14 protein-coding genes and 1 pseudogene are annotated in these 18375 nt (G+C 41.8%); 13 read left to right on the forward strand and 2 right to left on the reverse strand.

What is annotated here, in order from left to right; all coding sequences use genetic code 11:
* Positions 1 to 15: 15 nt before the first annotated feature.
* The 3 genes from GTO83_RS02395 (at position 16) to GTO83_RS02405 (ending at position 4667) form a co-directional block, all read left to right on the forward strand.
* Positions 16 to 996, forward strand: a complete 981-nt coding sequence (locus tag GTO83_RS02395; protein ID WP_180872095.1) for a glycosyltransferase family 2 protein — start codon at positions 16 to 18, stop codon at positions 994 to 996.
* A 66-nt stretch (positions 997 to 1062) separates the two neighbouring features.
* Complete coding sequence (locus tag GTO83_RS02400; protein ID WP_180871554.1) at positions 1063 to 4011, forward strand: alkaline phosphatase family protein; 2949 nt, start codon at positions 1063 to 1065, stop codon at positions 4009 to 4011.
* Between the two features lie 155 nt (positions 4012 to 4166).
* Positions 4167 to 4667 carry a hypothetical protein gene (locus GTO83_RS02405; protein ID WP_180871555.1) on the forward strand — a complete coding sequence of 167 codons (501 nt, stop codon included), beginning with the start codon at positions 4167 to 4169 and terminating at the stop codon, positions 4665 to 4667.
* A gap of 71 nt (positions 4668 to 4738) precedes the next feature.
* Here the strand turns inward: GTO83_RS02405 and GTO83_RS11075 are convergent, their stop codons facing one another.
* Together GTO83_RS11075 and GTO83_RS02415 are read right to left on the reverse strand one after the other, a co-directional pair.
* Entirely contained in the window at positions 4739 to 4999 is a 261-nt protein-coding gene (locus GTO83_RS11075; RefSeq protein WP_180871556.1) for a transposase, read from the reverse strand.
* A complete protein-coding gene (locus GTO83_RS02415; protein ID WP_180871557.1) occupies positions 4950 to 6107 on the reverse strand; it encodes an ISL3 family transposase in 1158 nt (385 codons plus the stop codon). The genes GTO83_RS11075 and GTO83_RS02415 overlap by 50 nt, the downstream gene beginning before the upstream one ends.
* Positions 6108 to 6386: 279 nt before the next feature.
* On the opposite strand from GTO83_RS02415, the gene GTO83_RS02420 reads away from it, so the two are divergent.
* The 10 genes and pseudogenes from GTO83_RS02420 (at position 6387) to recA (ending at position 18089) form a co-directional block, all read left to right on the forward strand.
* Positions 6387 to 7634, forward strand: coding sequence for a KxYKxGKxW signal peptide domain-containing protein (locus GTO83_RS02420; RefSeq protein WP_180871558.1), 1248 nt, complete (start codon positions 6387 to 6389; stop codon positions 7632 to 7634).
* 45 nt (positions 7635 to 7679) lie between these two features.
* Positions 7680 to 7787, forward strand: a pseudogene (locus GTO83_RS10910) (hypothetical protein); the annotation flags it as partial.
* Between the two features lie 129 nt (positions 7788 to 7916).
* On the forward strand, positions 7917 to 8573 hold the full coding sequence (locus tag GTO83_RS02425; RefSeq protein WP_370524346.1) for a peptidoglycan amidohydrolase family protein: 657 nt from the start codon (positions 7917 to 7919) through the stop codon (positions 8571 to 8573).
* A gap of 126 nt (positions 8574 to 8699) precedes the next feature.
* Positions 8700 to 10856, forward strand: coding sequence for a KxYKxGKxW signal peptide domain-containing protein (locus GTO83_RS02430; protein ID WP_180871560.1), 2157 nt, complete (start codon positions 8700 to 8702; stop codon positions 10854 to 10856).
* A gap of 206 nt (positions 10857 to 11062) precedes the next feature.
* Complete coding sequence (yfmF, locus tag GTO83_RS02435) at positions 11063 to 12310, forward strand: EF-P 5-aminopentanol modification-associated protein YfmF (RefSeq protein ID WP_180871561.1); 1248 nt, start codon at positions 11063 to 11065, stop codon at positions 12308 to 12310.
* A 1-nt stretch (position 12311) separates the two neighbouring features.
* Positions 12312 to 13589 (forward strand): EF-P 5-aminopentanol modification-associated protein YfmH, encoded by a 1278-nt coding sequence (gene yfmH / locus GTO83_RS02440; protein WP_180871562.1) that lies wholly within the window; start codon positions 12312 to 12314, stop codon positions 13587 to 13589.
* A gap of 93 nt (positions 13590 to 13682) precedes the next feature.
* Positions 13683 to 14777 carry a RodZ family helix-turn-helix domain-containing protein gene (locus GTO83_RS02445; RefSeq protein WP_180871563.1) on the forward strand — a complete coding sequence of 365 codons (1095 nt, stop codon included), beginning with the start codon at positions 13683 to 13685 and terminating at the stop codon, positions 14775 to 14777.
* Positions 14778 to 14801: 24 nt separating this feature from the next.
* Positions 14802 to 15386 carry a CDP-diacylglycerol--glycerol-3-phosphate 3-phosphatidyltransferase gene (gene pgsA, locus GTO83_RS02450; RefSeq protein ID WP_180871564.1) on the forward strand — a complete coding sequence of 195 codons (585 nt, stop codon included), beginning with the start codon at positions 14802 to 14804 and terminating at the stop codon, positions 15384 to 15386.
* A 299-nt stretch (positions 15387 to 15685) separates the two neighbouring features.
* Positions 15686 to 16936: a competence/damage-inducible protein A gene (locus GTO83_RS02455; protein ID WP_180871565.1), complete on the forward strand. Its 1251-nt coding sequence runs from the start codon at positions 15686 to 15688 to the stop codon at positions 16934 to 16936.
* Between the two features lie 82 nt (positions 16937 to 17018).
* Positions 17019 to 18089, forward strand: coding sequence for a recombinase RecA (gene recA, locus GTO83_RS02460; RefSeq protein WP_180871566.1), 1071 nt, complete (start codon positions 17019 to 17021; stop codon positions 18087 to 18089).
* Positions 18090 to 18375: the final 286 nt, after the last annotated feature.

Consider the following 18375-nt stretch of genomic DNA (forward strand, 5'->3'; position numbering starts at 1 on the left):
AAAAATAATTTGGATATGAAACAGAAGAAAAATTTATTAACAATTATTATTCCTTGTTTTAATGAGGAAGAAGTCCTTCCTGAAACAGTTAAGGAACTTGGTAATATTCTAGAAAATCTTATTTCTCTTGGAAAGATTGCTTCAGATAGTAAATTACTCTTTGTTAACGATGGAAGTAAGGATAAAACTTGGCAATTAATCCAGAATTATACTGAGAAATATGAATATGTAACCGGAATTAAGTTTACACGAAATTATGGTCATCAAAATGCCTTATTGGCGGGGATGACAGTGGCGGTGAAGCATGCTGATATGTTAATTACCATTGATGCTGACTTACAGGATGATGTGAATGCCATTCCGAAAATGGTTGATGCTTATCTTAAAGGTAATGACGTTGTATATGGGGTCCGTAATAGTCGAGAAACTGACACTGCTTTTAAGCGACGGACGGCTTTAGCATACTACGCTTTAATGCGAAAGATGGGCGTTAATCTTGTTCCTGATTCAGCTGATTATCGGCTATTGAGTAAAAGAGCTACAGAAGCTTTATTACAGTACAAGGAACGGAACCTCTTTTTACGGGGGATGGTACCCTTAGTTGGATTTAAATCCACTAAGGTCTATTATCCACGAAAAGAGAGATTTGCGGGCAAATCTAAGTATCCCCTTAGTAAGATGTTACATTTTGCTTTAGATGGGATTACCTCTTTTTCAATCGCTCCAATTCATTTGATATTAGGAATGGGCATTGTTATCGTGTTCATTAGTATCTTCCTAATGCTATACACGATTTACCAAAAATTTGCTGGGCATGTTGTTTCGGGTTGGTCTTCTCTAATGGTTTCAATTTGGCTTCTCGGAGGGATTCAATTAATTTCCTTAAGTGTTATCGGTGAATATGTAGGGAAGGTGTTTACTGAAGTTAAACGGCGTCCACGATATAACATTGAAGAAGAAACTTTTACGACAAAGTTTAATAATAAGTCAAAATAGTAAGTTATGGTAACGGTTGGTTTTACCAACCGTTTTTACATAGAATTCAATATTATGGGAGTCATCATGGTTAAAAAGGTTATTAGTTGGTCATTTAGTCAGGTTTTAATAGTTTTGTTCGTGTTTAATTTACTTCTATGGAATAATTCATTACCATTTATAAATTACGGTAATGACATATCGAATTTAATTCTTTGGAGTAAAGATTCATTACCATATATCGGTAATAGCATTGGCCTGACAAAAATTGTTATTTTACAAGGTATTCACACTATTTTAAATATGGTGGAGATTTGGGTTTTATTGGAAGTAGGGCAACAATATAAAAAATTGTCAAAACCAACTGGTTGGATTATACAGAATTGGTTATTAGTAGTTTTTGTAGGTAGCCTAAGTTTATTGGGAGGCCTACTGAGGGGAAAACATTTTCAGTTTTCGGATTTAATCACTGTGTTTTTCCCTATCTTACGAGGCGCATCTAATATAGTCATTGCATTGTTGATAACTCCGTTTATTATTTTCCTAACAAAAGAATTAACAAGTGAAATTAAAACTAAAATAAATTGGGTTATTGAGTTACTTTTTTTAACACAAACAATCTTTAATGTAAATTTGTGGGGAATTAGTGGGCAAGATACAGCTCTAATTTACGTATTAATTATTCTTCTTGGAGCAAATCTGCACGAATGCACTGGTAGTAAGAAAGTCCCAATTACCATTCTCGGTGTAGGTTTTATATTGGCTCTAGGAATGCCATTGTTTTCATCATTAGCTCACTGGAACCTATCAACAGCAACACGTTTTTCAAGTTTAGGGAATGGTTTTGTTATTGTTGGGTTAACTGAGTTATACAGAAAAATTAAATTTAGATTGTCTTTAAAATTATCTAATCTAATTGTACCATTAAGTATAATTTCTACATTACCTATAGTTAGTACTTATTGGACTAAGCTGATCACCAATTTTCCAGGAGATCTAATTTTACGTTTTGAGTACGTTCTTATATGTGCTATTGGGATAACAATTATTACTTACGTCGTTGGTTTGGGGTGGAAATATATCATTCTAAATACTGACCTAAAGAATTTTAGTGAAGTTCAATTTCCGACAACATTCGACGAAGCAAAGAGTGCCATAAAAAAATATATTGTTAAGTATCAAAGGCAACTTTTTGCACTCTTTACAATTTATTGCGTAGCCTATTTATCTTTTGTAGGTGTATTAACGACATTTAAAGCTTCAATGCTTGTAATGATATTTGTAAGGCTCCAAGGCATGATCATTGTTAATGCTTTCTTTTTATGGTTAATTTATCGTGGTTTGCTTGCAATCACAAATCGCTACTGGGTTAGTTTAATCATTTCACTTTTTGCAGAAATCTTTTGGACGATCGCTAATCAGATCAAGATTGAAGTACGAAATGATCCGATTCTACCTGCAGAAGTAAAAATGTTTCAGGCTTATGGTGACGTTTTTAAGATGGTACCGGATGGTGTCTTAATAATAGCTATACTTTTGATTTTTGCTTTAGTTTTCGGTATTTTTTATCTAGAAAGAAAACATCAAGTAAAGATAGAGCAAAGACCACTTAAACGATTAATTGTTATTGTTATTATTTCACTAATTTTTGGTTCATCTTGTTTCTGGAATCATCCTGGTAATCGAATTGGCATGCTTTTGAAAGCTTTTGGCAATGATCCAGCTTTCTACGACCAACTAGAAGGAGTACAAAACAGTGGACCATTAGTTCAACTTTTAAATAATATAGATGTTACTATTATGAATCGACCAAAAGATTATAATCGAGCAACCATGGAGAAAGTTGCAAAACATTATCGACAAGAAGCAAAGAAAATAAATAAGCAACGAACGAATGAACTTCATAAACAGTCAATTATTTTTAATTTAAGCGAAAGTTTTTCAGATCCTCGTCGGGTACCTAATATATTGATTTCAAAGAATCCAATTAAACGAATTGATGCAATTAAAAGTCAAACTACCAGTGGTTTAATGCTTAGTTCCGGATATGGTGGGGGAACAGCAAATATGGAATATATGACCCTGACAGGATTACCAGTTGCTAGTTTTATGCCAATGTTAACAATTCCATATACCCAATTAGTACCGGGAATGAGTTATTCATGGTCGTTTAATCAACTTTTTAAGACGTCAACGGCAATTCACCCATATGAAGGTACTTTTTATAGTCGTATTTCTGTATATAAGAAATTTAAATTTAATAAGTTTATGTATTTAGGAAGTAAATATAAAATTAAGCATCAAAAAAAGCTGGATCGTTCCCCATATTTATCTGATCAAACAGCATATGAGAACACATTAGATCAACTTAAATTACATCCGAATGGTCAATTTATCAATTTGATATCGATGCAAAACCATTTTCCATTTGATCGTAACTATTATGATTTACCAAGCAAATATAAAATAAAAATCACAAATCAAACGTCAGTGTCGCAATTGAAAGATTATGTTGGCGGGATTCACCATACTGATCAAGAAGTTAAACAGTTTATTACCAAACTTGATCAATTGAAACAACCAGTTACCGTTGTCTTTTATGGTGATCATCTTCCTGGGATTTATGCTAATTCGTTTGCTAAAGATGGCGAGAAGCTCCACGAGACCGACTACTTTATTTATTCAAATAAGGCGGCAAGAGAACAAGGGGCTAAGAATTTAACCAGGGATACCAAGTTTGTGGCGCCAAACGAATTTATGGCAATGGTAGCTGAACAAACTAATTCCAAAGTTACTCCATACTTAGCTTTCTTAACTGATGCTTGGCATGATTTACCGGCAGAAGTGATGAATATGACTGGTGAGCAATCAAATAGTTACGCTCCTCATCCTCAATTTGTTACCCGCCAAGGCAAGATCATTAGTCAAAAGCACTTTACCAAGAAACAAAAACAGCTTTATCATGACTATCAGCTGATTCAATATGATTTAACTGCGGGAAAGCAGTATTTGGTTAAGGATTGGAAGATGAAGTAATTTTTGATTTAGGGGCTTAATTTTTTTAGAAATCTTAAGGGAATCTGGGTTAATGCTTGTTACTGAGATTTCTTTTGGTATAATAGTTGTTAAAGTAGTGACGATCATAAGAAAAGTGATTGAAATTTATTAAGGACTTAGGAGAAAGATTACCAATGAAAAACTTTAAAAAGAGTTTCGCTGCGGTCGTAATGTTAGTTGCAATGATGTTTTTTGTTGCTGGATGTGGCAATTCTAAGAAAGCATCTGATTCTTCAAGCAACACGACTTCTAGCAAGGTTGTAAAGAAGAGTGTTAAGGCAAACAAGAATTCAACCAAGGATTCCAACGCAAAGAAAGAATCTTCTGAAAGTAGTTCTGCTTCTAATAGTAATAGTAGTAACACTTCTTCCAAGAACGATGCTAATAGCCAAGCAACTACTGATGATGACAGCTCAAGCTCATCTAAGAGTTCTTCATCAGCGGTTGACTCAAGCCGTCAACTTGGCTTAGGGGATGTGGCTACTTGGACCGATGCAAATGGTGTAACTCACCACGTTGATAGTGATGGGATGGATCGGCAAACGAAGAACGGCCAAACGACTTACGCTGATTGGTCTGGTGCTTTGCCAAGCGAAGCTACGATCATTCGCTCTAGCTCGAGTAGCTCTAACTAAATAAAGCGAATTCAAAAATGGCTCTTCGTCAACTGGTACTGATAGAATTTTTAAGGCTAAATTGGTCTAGTTTAGGCTGCCCGACGCGGGTGGCCTTTTTTGTCCCTCAATTTAATCTTAAAATGCGGGTTCTTGGCGACTAAGAGAATTCTTAAACGGAAGTTGTAGAAACTTCGATAGCCAAAGGCGATACGTTTAATTACTTTGATGAGGTTATTAGTTCCTTCGAGAGGCCCATTACTGTAGAAAGTTTCAAAGCTACGCTTAATTTCGTTCTGATGGTTACGTAAGGTTCTTTGGGTCTTGCGCAAAGGTTGTGGTAAGGCAGTCAACTTTATCTGTTAATAGTGCCTCTAAGCTCTTAATATTACGATTGTGCATGGCGTGAAGTAAGGCTTGGTAATAGTTGTAAGCTCCTAGAAGTTCCTCACTGGCATTTGTTAAACGATCAGTTAATTCTACTTCGGTTAACTGCGCACCGCCAAAGACGCGGTAGCGCCGGAAACTTTGCCAATCAAGATCTGTCCGATCTTTTAGCACATAGCGCCAATAACGCTTAAGCGCTCTTGATAAAGCAGGGTTAGACTCCTTAACCGCCTTCATCGTTTGAATCCGGATTTGATTTACTGCCCGGTATGCTTGGGCAATGATATGAAATCGGTCGGCGACAATAAGGGCATTCGGAAATAGATCACGGACAATCGTCCGATATGGCTGATACAAGTCGACAATGACAAGCTTGACTTTGGCTCGGGCATGAAAGTCATACCGATAGAAATACTTCCTAAGCGCGTAGCTATTTCTTGACTCAATAATATCCAGTAATTCATGTGTTTGCGGGTTCATCAGTGCCATACTCATTTGAGTTGCGGCAAATTTACCTGAACTAAAGTCATCAAACGCAATTACTGGTGGTAAAAATTTATAATTCGCCTTAAACTGAGGGGCTAGTTGGGGGAAAAGCCGATTTACTGTTCCTTCGGAAATGTGCAGGTTGGCAGAAATATCTTTAACGGAGCGTTTTTCTGTTAGGGCCAGAAGCGCCTGTTGTTTCACTTTATCAAGAATCTGATGATTCTTATCAATTCCGTGAATTCGTGCAAGGTCAGTAGTTAATTCGGGACATCCTTTTTGTCGCGGACAAATGTATTTCTGCTTTTCAACTACTAGAATTGTTGGCAACCCCGCAATATCAAGTCCTTTCAAATAAACGGTTTTAAAACCATTCTTTCGCATTAAGCGCCCACAATGTGGACAAGCTGAAGGATATGATTGTCGTAAATAAACTTCATTGTGCGTCATTCGTTTAAATTGATGGTGAACTGATTGTGAGCTGGGGACAGCTTGAATCACCTTTATCCGCTCACTATCCTTGAATTTGGGGCTAAATTTAATCAAGTTGTCTGTTAATCCCGTTAGATTTTTGATATACTCATTCATGGAGACGGTCCTTTCTTTTTGAAGAGACGGGGGACAGCCGTCTTCTTTTTTTATACATAAAATCCCCTAAATCAAAAATTGGTACTGCTAGGATTTTACTCCTATCAGTACCAAATATTGTAGACCCTCAAAAATTGAAAGGAAGATTTCCACTAAATGTAGGAAATCTTCCTTTTTTTTGTGTTTTTAAGGTTTTCTTAAATTTTTCAATTGAAAAGTAATTATGTGACGAGTAAGATGAAAGGCGTGATGAATTGTTTGTGAAGGAGATATGAAGGAATGGAATCAAAGACGCACTTTAAAATGTATAAGGCAAAAAAACAGTGGTTATTAGCCGGTATCACTGCCCTGGGCGTTCTCTTCGGAAGTACAATGATGGCCCAAGCGGATACAAATACGGTAACGGTTGCTAACTCGACTAATGATCAAGTTGCAGCTACGACAGTGGCTTCAGCAAGTACTAATAGTCAAATGGTAGCTAATAGTAATAGTAGTAGTACCGACGTAAATGCTGGGGCAACTCTTCAAACGAAGTCAGTTAATATTACTCCCGTAAGTAGTACAGAAGTTCAAGCTTCAAAACAAGCCACGACAATTACTAAGCGAGTAACAAGTGCAGCTCCAACAGAAACTTACGAAAATGGTCACTGGTACCTTAAAGATAGCGATGGTAATAAATTATCTGGTTGGCGGAATCTTTCGGGTAACCGGGAAGCTTACTACAATCCGAGTACATACCAGATGGAGTATGGTGAAAGGTATATTGGCAATCATTGGTACTACTTCAATAAAGTAGATGGCGATGTGGCAACTGGTTGGATTAAACTTCCAGATGGTCGAGAAGTTTACTATGACGTTAAAAAGGGAACCAATTCTGTTTCTGGGCAAGGAATGCTCCATGGTATGCAAACTTTGCCAAACACTAACAAGGCCTACTACTTTGATCCGATCACTGGGGCCGAAAAGACAGGTCTTCAAACCATTAACGGTAAGACTTATGACTTTAGCCCAGCACGAGTTGAAGACTCTGAAGCTTATGCCAATAATTCATGGCGTTACTTTAACCAAGATGGAACTATGGCAACTGGTTTTGTCCAATTAAGGGATGGTCGGACCGTTTATTATAATGGTAAGGGTGAAATGCTTTATGGTGAAAACTATATCAACGGACACTGGTATTTCTTTAACAAGGTAACTGGAAAGATGGCGTCTGGTTGGACAACCTTACCCGATGGTCGGAAAGTTTACTATGATTTGAAGGCCGACGGCTCTGGGCAAGGAATGCTCCATGGTGCTCAATTAATGGACGATCACCTTTATAACTTTGATAACATTACGGGTGCGTTGAAGGGCGAGGCGAAGAGCACGGTTTACTTTAATCCAGCCACAAAGCAACTCCTGTACTTTAATGAAAATGGTGAGTTAACTAAAGACACCACTATTAAGTTAGGCGACCAAACCTTTAAAGTTAGTGTTAATGGGAGGTTACAACTTACTAACGGTGAAAACTACATCAACGGTAACTGATACCTTTACGATGCTAAGAGTGGCCAAGTTAAGACCGGTTGGCAAAAGATTAGTGATAGTCGGACTGTTTACTATGATCCAACTACTGCAGTTATGAAGCATGGCGAAGCTTACATTAATGGGGCTTGGTACGATTTTGATACCAATACTGGTGCCATGAAGACTGGTTTTGTTACTCTACCAGATGGCCGTTATGTATACTACCAAACTAATGGTCAAATGAAACACGGTGAAATGTACCTCAATGGTTACTGGTACCATTTTAACGAATCGACGGGTACTATGAGCAAAGGTTTCACCAAGCTTACCGATGGTCGGTTAGTCTATTATGATAACCAAGGTCACATGATTTACGGGTGGAAGAACTTTGGTGGGAAAGAATACTACTTTAACCTATCAACCGGTGATGCTGCGCGGGGTGACGTCTGGATTGGTGGTAAGGAATACTTCTTTGATTCTGGAACTGGTGCTCAAATCACGGATAGTTACACGATCAGATTAATTTCCTGGTTTTACCATCGGGTTGGTAAGATCACTTATTCAATGTATGGTTCTCGGGATGGAGCTGATGGTACGGCCGATTGTTCTGGTTCAGTGACCCGGGCCATTTATGAAGCCTCTGGAGTACCATATTCTTACCTTTACAACACAGAAAGCCTTCACGGCTACTTAATCCAAAATGGCTACCACTTAGTTCATGAAAACTCTGGTTATGAAAATGACCACCGGCTTGGTGACGTTATTATCTGGGGCCGGAAAGGTTACAGTGCTGGTGAATTTGGCCATACGGGGATTATGACTGGTTCGGGTAGTGATGCCAAGATGATCTCGACTTGTTACTACACGGATGGGCAAAAGAATACTGCCGTTCAAAACTTGAATTATAACTATTATTGGAATTATGATGAACGGCCATACTACTATGTATACCGGAAGTAGTTTATCAAACAATCAATTTCTGCGGAAATTGGTTGTTTTGCCTTCTAAATAATTGAAGGCGTTTTCGATAAATGGTAAAATTTAACCGTTAAGCAAAATTTTGATTATCAATTGAAGGAGTTTCGCATGAGTAAACAAACACCAGAAATTAAGCGTCATTTTAAGATGTACAAGAGTGGTAAATTATGGTTAGTTGCCGGGATTACGGCGGTTAGTTTGATGGCGGGGGGCCAAGTGGCCGCCAATGCTGCCGATAACACTGCAACCGCATCAACAAGTACAACTGCAGTTGCAAGCGCAAGTGCTAGTGATTCAAGCGCCGCCGCTTCAGCGAATAGTAGTGCTAGCTCAAGCGCAATACCGGCATCATCTAGTGCAAGTTCTAGCGTAGCGCCGGCAACCTCAGGGACAAACGCTAATTCAAGTACTACCACTAGTACGTCAGCTGTCTCAGCAGCGCCAAGTGTAACTTTTGAAAAGGCAGATTCTAATGGTAATGAAACCAGCGCAACGTCTGAAATGGCAGGTTTCTTTAAAAATACTGGGAAGGCAGTTAAGCAAAACGGTCAATTAACCTTAACGATTTCGATGAATGATCAATCAGCTTCACTTGCTTCAATGATTAAGCAATTAAGTTTGGCTGATGGCAACAATGCCTTTGTTTCCAGTAATAATGGAAAAGATTGGACGGTTACCACGAGTGACATCAAGGATGTTTACAAGTTAAACATGACGATTAACTTTGGGGTGGGTAACCACAATGAAGTTGCTTACCTTAAGACCAATGTGATGGAAGCTTTAGCGGCAGCTGAAGAAGCAGCTTCAGCTAGTGCTAGTGCTTCCGCATCTGCGGCTCAAAGTGCTTCAGCAAATTCATCCGCAAACAACAGTGCTAACTCTTCGGCAAACAGCAGTGCTAATTCATCTGCTGACTCTTCCGCTGCAAATGCAGAACCAAAGGAAAAGTATATTAATGGTGCATGGCGGCTAGTAACGGCTGAAGGCAAGTACCTCACTGGTTGGCAAACCCTGAAGGATGGCCGGGTAGTTTACTACAGTGAAAAAGGTGCCATGTTACATGGTGAAGCTTATATTGGTGATGCCTGGTTCTACCTTGATGATGTTACTGGTGCCGTAAAGTCTGATTGGGTTACTTTAAAGGATGGTCGGGTAGTTTACTACGCCTCTGATACTAAGACGGGTAAGGTAACCGGGATGGTCCACGGGATGCAAACTCTTCCTGATGGAAAGACTTACTACTTTGATGATGTAACCGGTGCTTTATTAAAGAACACCACGAAGACAGTCAACGGAGTAACTTATTCAATTGATAAGAATGGGGTTATGACTAAGGCGACTGCTCATGAAGTTTACGAAAACGGTGCATGGCGGTTGAAGTCAGCTGATGGTAAGTACCTTACTGGTTGGCAAACCCTGAAGGATGGCCGGGTAGTTTACTACAACGACAAGGGGGCTATGCTTCATGGTGAAAACTACATTGATGGGGCATGGTTCGATCTTGACAGTGTTACTGGGGCCGTTAAATCCGGTTGGGTTACATTAAAGGATGGTCGGGTAGTTTACTACGCCTTTGATGCTAAGACTGGTAAGGTAACCGGAATGGTTCATGGCATGCAAACCCTTCCTGATGGAAAGACTTACTACTTTAACGATGTAACTGGTGCTTTATTAAAGAACACCACGAAGACGGTCAACGGAGTAACTTACTCAATTGATAAGAATGGGGTTATGACCAAGACTGATACTACGAAGACTCATGAAGCATACATTAATGGTGCATGGCGGTTGGTAACGGCCGATGGTAAGTACTTAACTGGTTTCCAAAAGTTGAATGATGGTCGAACAGTTTACTACGATGCTAATGGTGCAATGCAATATGGTGAAAAGTACCTTGGTGGGTACTGGTACTTCTTCAACAAGACAACTGGGGCAATGGCTACTGGCATTACGACCTTACCAGATGGTCGAGTCGTTGATTACAACAGCCAAGGCCACATGGTTTATGGGGAACAATACGTCAACGGTGGTTGGTACAACTTTAAGCAAGGCGATGGTCACATGCTTAAGGGTTGGGTAACCTTAAAGGACGGCCGGATCGTTTACTATGGTACCGATGGTAAAATGATTCACGGTTTCACCCACATTAATGGCCTCTTAGTTCACTTTGACGAATCAACTGGTGCCTTAACCCGAAATAGTTACATTTACTATAATGGTCAACGTTTCTATGCCCGGAACGACGGGGCCATGAGCCGTGCCTAGGTTACTAAATTAAATTATTAAGTTTAAAGTCTTAAGATTAGGATTTCCTAGTCTTAAGGCTTTTTTGTATTGATTTGGGTTGATTGACAATTGAATGGCAAATATTTTTCAGAAAAGTATGTATTCAGTGGTAAGGTTTGTTATCATTGTTAGAGTGGTTTTAAAACGATACATACTTTATGCTTAGTAATTGGGAGGAATTCTAATTGGATGTTCAGTTAGCTAACGGGGTAAACGTGCACATTATCCCCACACAACAATTTAAGCAAACCAAGGTCTTAGTAAACTTTACAACCTTGCAGACGCGGGAAAATGCAGTAGTACGTAATCTATTAGCAAACCTATTAGTCACTAGCAGTGAAAAGTATCCAACGCAAACGGTACTTTCCCGTCACTTGGCTAACCTGTACGGAGCAGCCGTCAGTGGTTATGTTACTCGGATTGGGCATGCTCACACTTTGCGGTTAAAGGCAACCTTTGTAAATGAACACTTTGCCCCCCACGTCCTTACCGAAATGATTGCTACCCTGGGAGAATTGATTTTTCATCCCCTAATGGTTAACGACCAATTTGACCCAACTACTTGGCAACGGCAACAGGCTAACCTGGTAGCAACCCTAAAATCTTGGGAGGACGACAAACAATTTTATTCCGTTCGCCAATTGGAAAAACTTTATTACCAAACCGGCTCGGTCATGGAAATCCCAAGTTCAGGGACGCTACCACAAGCTGAAGTGGTCACTAATGAAGCAACAGTCGCTGCTTACCACCAGATGTTAAATGAAGATCAGGTAGATATTTTTGTGATTGGGGACGTTGATGTAGATACGGTCATGGCGAGCCTCCGACAACTACCGTTCCAACCACGGGAAAGTCATTTACCAGCCACCCTGTTCCATCACCAACCAAAAGAAGCTTTCAAGGAATTGGTTGAACACCAACCAATCCAACAGGCACACCTCAATTTGGCTTACACTTTCCCGGTTTACTTTGGGGAGCCTGATTACCGACCCGCGATTGTGATGAACGGGATTTTGGGTGGGACCCCTTATTCTAAGCTTTTTGTCAATGTCCGCGAAAAAGCTAGTTTGGCTTACACCGCAAGTAGTGGTCTGCGGGCCTTTTCTGGCCACTTAATTATTTCAGCGGGAATTGGAGCGGATCAGGTAAATCAAGCTGAAAAATTAATTAAGCAACAGATTGTGGCACTGCAAAATGGCGATTTCGATGAAACAACCGTAGCTAAGGTTAAAGCCGGTTTAATTAACCAGTACTATGCCAACCAAGATGATGAAAACTATCTACTTGGACGGGCTTTAGCGCGGACAATTTTACACCAGGCGCAGCCAAGTGATTATCCGACAGCAATTCAAGCAGTTACGCCGGCAAAGATTGTTGATTTAGCCCAACAACTCGAACCAGCGGCCCGGTATTTCCTTGAAGGGGAGAATTAAGATGGAAACCCGAACTTATAGCGAATTTAATCAAACGGTGTATGAAACCACCCTCGAAAATGGCCTGCGGGTCCGATTAATCCCGATGACCGGGTTTCACAAGACCTATGCCATGTTGACGACCGATTTTGGGGCGGTCGATCGGTCGTTACCAGATGGTCAGCCAATCCCGGCTGGGATGGCCCATTTCTTGGAACACAAGTTATTTGAAAAGGCGGATCATGATGCCTTTGATCTCTTTGGGGCCTTAGGAGCTGATGCCAATGCTTTTACCGCTTTTACGCAGACCAGTTACCTCTACTCCACGACTGGGCACTTCAAAGAAAATCTCGATGTGCTTTTAGATTTTGTCCAAACCCCATACTTTACGGATCAAACGGTCCAAAAGGAAATTGGCATTATTTCCCAGGAAATTCGGATGTACAATGACAATCCAGATAGTCGGCTTTATATGGGCATGTTGGGAAATCTTTATCCCCACGATCCCTTAGCGGACGACATTGCCGGGACCGAAGAATCACTGCAAAAGATTACCCCAGAGCTATTGTATGCGGCCCACGTTGCCTATTACCAACCAGAATATTTGACCCTTCAACTGGCGGGGAACTTAGATCCTGAAGAAACTTTACAGTGGATCAAAGCTAACCAAGCCCAAAAGGCTTTTAAAGCGCCAACTGGAAAGGCCATAACTTTCGAAGTTGCAGATCCAACTGGCAAAGACATCTTACCTTACCGGCACTTAACGATGCCGGTTAGCCGACCAAAGGTAATTGTCGGGTTACGGGGCGTGCAATCGACAACTGATCCCCAGGTCCGCTTGAAGCGCCAATTGGCAATTTCATTAATGTTGGAACTCCTCTTTGATGATACCGGACGACATTATCAAGACTTGTACAACCGGGGAATTATCGATGATTCTTTCAGTTTCAACTTTGAAAGTAACCGGGGCTTTAACTTCGCCATGTTTGCGACTGAAACCGAACAACAGGCCGCCTTTCGAGATGCTATTAGCCAGTTAGTGGAAAACGCTAGTGCGGAACTGGCTGCGGTGAAGGATCAATTTATGATGTTAAAAAACGGCATTTTAGGTCGCCTAGTTGGTGCTTTAGACTCGCCGGAAACGGTGGTTAACCGGTTTGCGACCCGGGACATGGGGAGTTTAACGATTTTTGATGAAATTCGGACGCTAAAGGCTTTGACCTGGGAAGAGGTTGAAGCAGTTGCTAAGGACTTTATGGTACCGGACCGGTTAACGGTCTACGAAATTGACGCTAATTAATTCCAAAAGAAATTATAAAAACTTTAAATTCGTTGGGAAAAAGAATGTGCTATACTTGCCTAGGTTATTAGGAAAAAGAATTGAGGATAGAGCATGAGTGAAAATGAAAAACACTTGCAAATTGGGCAACAGTTAAAAGATGCGCGGGTCGCTAATGGCTATACGCTCGATGATTTACAACAAGCTACCAAGATTCAAAAGCGCTACTTGATTGCGATTGAAGACGAAAAGTTTGACGAATTGCCGGGGGATTTCTATGTCCGAGCTTTTGTTAAGCAATACGCCGATACGGTCGGCCTTGATGGCAATGAACTTTTGAAGGATTATGATGATTACTTGCCTAAGACCAAGACGACGGAGTACTCTGAACATTTAAGCCAAGCGGTTGAAACCCGGCGGGGGAGCCATAAAGTGACGACCGATGGCTTTGATCGGGCCCGGAAGTACATCCCCACGGTTATTGTTGGGGCGATCGTAGTAATCATCTTAGGGGCCATTTGGGTGACAACAATTATTAAGAACCATGCGGATTCGGCAACCAAGATTGATTCGAGCTCCGTTTCTGTTTCGGGTGAATCGAGCCGTTCTAGCAAGAAAAAGGCTTCTTCATCAAGTAGCAAGCAAAAAGAATCTAAGTTGAAGTTAACGGAAGCTTCCCGGACTTCCACCAGCGTTGTTTACAACACGACCGCAACTTTAAAGAAGAGTACTGATTTGACGGTCAAGGCTGGAACAAATGCACTTTACACTTCCGTTAACGTGGATAACACAAGCCGGTTGGCCAAGACATTGCAAGCCAAGCAAACGGGTTCGGTTACGCTTGCAAAGACGGCTAAGAAAGTCGTTATTACCCTTGGTAGTGCTAGTGGGGTAACAATTAAGCTTGGTAATCAAACGCTAAACTTTACCAATAACAATCGTTATCCATCAACCCGGGTAATTACGATTAACTTTGGCTCTAGTTCCACCCAAACGAGTTCTGCGTCAGCAAGTTCAAGCTCGACCTCAACCGCAACAACTACTGGTACTACGGGAACTACGCGGACAACAACTGGGACTACCACTACTAGTACGAGTCAACGGACGACCGGGACAACGACGACGGGGCAATCAACGACCACGGCTAACAACCAACGGACGACGACTGCGACGACAACGAATAACACTGCTACCACAACTAGTCGGTAGGCGAGCTTTTGAGGAGGAGTTAGTTTGAATTTACCAAATAAGTTAACCGTCGTGCGGTTAATTATTATTCCATTTTTCTTATTACTGATGGTTTTACCCCTTGGTTGGGGTGACGTTAGCTTTTTAGGGGCCACAGTACCGGTTGCTCAGGTTTGGGCAACGGTCCTCTTTATCGCGGCTACGATTACTGATAACTTAGATGGGCGGATTGCCCGGCGGGACCACTTAGTTACTAACTTTGGGAAGTTTGCCGATCCACTTGCGGACAAGTTGCTAGTGATGACGGCCTTCATTGTCTTAACGGCTAGTGGCAGTGTGCCCGCTTGGGTAACGGTGGTGATCATTTGGCGGGAACTTTCCGTAACGGGGCTCCGCTTATTGATCGTGGAACAAAACGGTCAAGTGATGGCCGCTAAGATGCCAGGAAAGATTAAGACGACCACCCAGTTCATTGCGATTATCTTCTTGTTATTACACAACGCCATCTTTGCTTATGCGCACATCCCATTTGGGGAAATTATGTTGTACATCTGCCTATTCTTCACGGTTTACTCCGGGGCCGATTACTTCATTAAGAGTAAGGATATCTTTAGTGACGGGTTTAAATAAATCAGATAGGCAGAAAATCTGCTCGATGACCGAGCTGGGATGAGGAGGATGAAGGCTACTAGAATTGGTCTGCGTTCACACTTATCCGTAAGGCCATGGTTTTTGACTTGAGTTTCTGTATTATATTCAAAAAGGATAGCAAGAAATGTTTGTTTCTGGCTATCCTTTTTATAACATTTTCGCTTAAAGCGAGTAAAATAGGTGCTAGCTAAGTAAAATTAGTTTCTCATCAAAATTTAAAAAGCTTTTTTCTAAGAAATCAGGAAAAATTACGTATATATAAAGTAGGGGGATATTTTATGGAAGTAGAGATTATTTCCGTTGGCAACGAACTGATTCTGGGCCAAATCGTGAATACCAACGTTGCCTACTTGGCGGATCAGCTCCGCCAGATAGATTTAGTGGCCCATTACCAAACCACAGTTGATGACGAACCAGAACGGATTATTGCGGCAGTTCGGACGGCCCAAAAACGCGCCCAATTAGTTTTTGTTTGTGGGGGCTTGGGGCCGACTGATGATGATCAAACAATGCCTAGTGTTGCCAAAGCTTTAGGAAAAGAATTGGTCCTTGATGAAGATCACTGGGCGACCATCCAAGCTAACTTTGAACGGCGGCATGTCACGATGACGCCAGAAAATATTCGCCAAGCCTATTATCTAGCTGACGGAATAGCCTTAGCTAATCCGGTTGGTTTGGCCTTGGGGACAATGGTGACGACTGGCAAAGTAACCACAGTGGTGCTTCCCGGCCCACCAAGTGAGTTCAAAGCGATGGTAAAGCAATCACTTTTACCGGAACTAAAAAAGCAGTTTCGAGTTACAAACTCAATTATTACGCGCAACCTCCACTTTGTCGGTCAACCGGAATCCCTTTTGATGGATGAAATTACTTCAACCTTAGGAAATTCACCGGTTGTTGCCACTTCGTATGTTCAACCAGCGGAAATTCAAGTCCGTTTAAAGGTGAGCGGGATGGAGGCAACAGTTGCTAAACAAACTTTGGATCAAGCCGAAGCAAAAATTATTGCCCAGGAAAAACAATATTACTTTGGCACCGGGGATGGATTAAATTTAGCAGGTGAAGTTGTCCGCCTCTTACGGGCAAAAGGGTATCGAATTACCGCAGCGGAAAGCTTAACGGGGGGGCTTTTCCAAAGCACCCTTTGTAGTGTGAGTGGTGCCTCGAATGTTTTTAACGGTGGCTTTGTCACCTATGCGGCCGGGGCGAAAGAAAAATTAGTTGGTGTGCCAGCAACAACGATTCAAAAGTACGGTGTGGTCAGTGCAGAAACGGCTACGGCGATGGCCGAAGGCGCTCGACAAGCCATGGATGCTGACTTGGGGGTTTCGTTTACGGGGGTCGCTGGTCCGGATGCCTTAGAAGGCCACCCAGCCGGAACGGTTTTTGTGGCAATTGCCCAAAAGAATTACCCAACCAAGGCCTGGCAATTAAAATTAACCGGGCTTTTAGGACGGCAAACCATTCGAAATCAGAGTGTGGCCCAAGTTTTACTAGCCCTGTATCATCGCCTACAAGCAGAAAATTAGAACGCGGGTTCGAAAAAGACTTGGTTTTTAGCGAAAAAACTGATATTATTAATGCTAGGATTTTGAAAAGGAAGTGAAGTAAGTGGCTGACGAACGGAAAGCGGCCCTTGATACCGCCCTGAAGAAGATTGAAAAGAGTTTCGGTAAGGGTGCCATTATGCGGATGGGGGACGCTGCAGACACGAAAATTGCTACGGTCTCAAGTGGTTCATTAGCAATTGATGAAGCACTTGGTGTCGGAGGATACCCGCGAGGCCGGATTATTGAAATGTACGGTCCAGAAAGTTCTGGGAAGACGACGGTGGCCTTACATGCGGTTGCCGAAGTCCAACAACAAGGTGGGACGGCAGCTTACATTGATGCTGAAAATGCCTTGGATCCAGAATATGCCAAGGCCTTAGGAGTTAACATTGACGATCTTTTGCTTTCCCAACCAGATACGGGGGAACAAGGGTTACAAATTGCCGATGCCTTGATCTCTAGTGGGGCCATCGATATTGTGGTTATTGACTCCGTGGCGGCCCTAGTTCCGCGAGCAGAAATTGATGGCGAAATGGGGGACGCGCACGTTGGTTTGCAAGCCCGGCTAATGTCCCAAGCCCTACGGAAGTTGTCGGGGACAATTAATAAGACCAAGACGATTGCCATCTTTATTAACCAAATTCGGGAAAAGGTTGGGGTGATGTTCGGTAACCCTGAAACCACACCAGGTGGTCGGGCTTTGAAGTTCTACTCCACGGTGCGGCTTGAAATCCGGCGGGGAGAACCAATCAAGGACGGTTCTGATATAATTGGGAACCGCGCTAAGATTAAAGTGGTTAAGAACAAGGTTGCACCACCGTTTAAAAAGGCCGAAGTCGACATCATGTACGGGCAAGGGATCTCTAAGATGGGTGAATTGCTTGATATGGCGGCGGATAAGGACTTGATTAAGAAGAGTGGGGCTTGGTATTCCTACGGCGAAGAACGGATTGGTCAAGGTCGAGAAAACGCCAAAAAGTGGTTAACTGAGCATCCAACGGAAATGAACCTCCTAATGAAGAAGGTCCGGGTTGCTTATGGCATGGATCAGCCAAGCGAAGAAGAAGTTGCTGAACCAAAGGATCAAGCAACGGATTCCAAAAGTAAAAGGTCAGGAGCAACTAAGTCTTAAATTTTAGATGCAATTGATGCTGATGGGGGAATAGCTCCTCGACGGCCTGGTTGGAATAAGCAGAATGAAGGCTGATTTGTTAGCATTAGCCTTGGAGCAAACTAACCAATTTGTTTGACGTTTGTGAGCCCCTGTAAGGCTGAATCGTTGGGGCAACCGACGAGGAAGGCAACTACCATTCAGCGACTGCTTTGACCGTAGTTTCTGAGTAATAAGCGGAGATGAAGAGAGGGTGGGAAGTGATTTGAGTTTCTTCCCGCCCTCTCATTTTCTTTCTGAGCTAGCC

Origin of the sequence: Lactobacillus sp. 3B(2020) (genome assembly GCF_013487845.1) — a bacterium.
Classification (GTDB): Bacteria; Bacillota; Bacilli; order Lactobacillales; family Lactobacillaceae; genus Limosilactobacillus; species Limosilactobacillus alvi.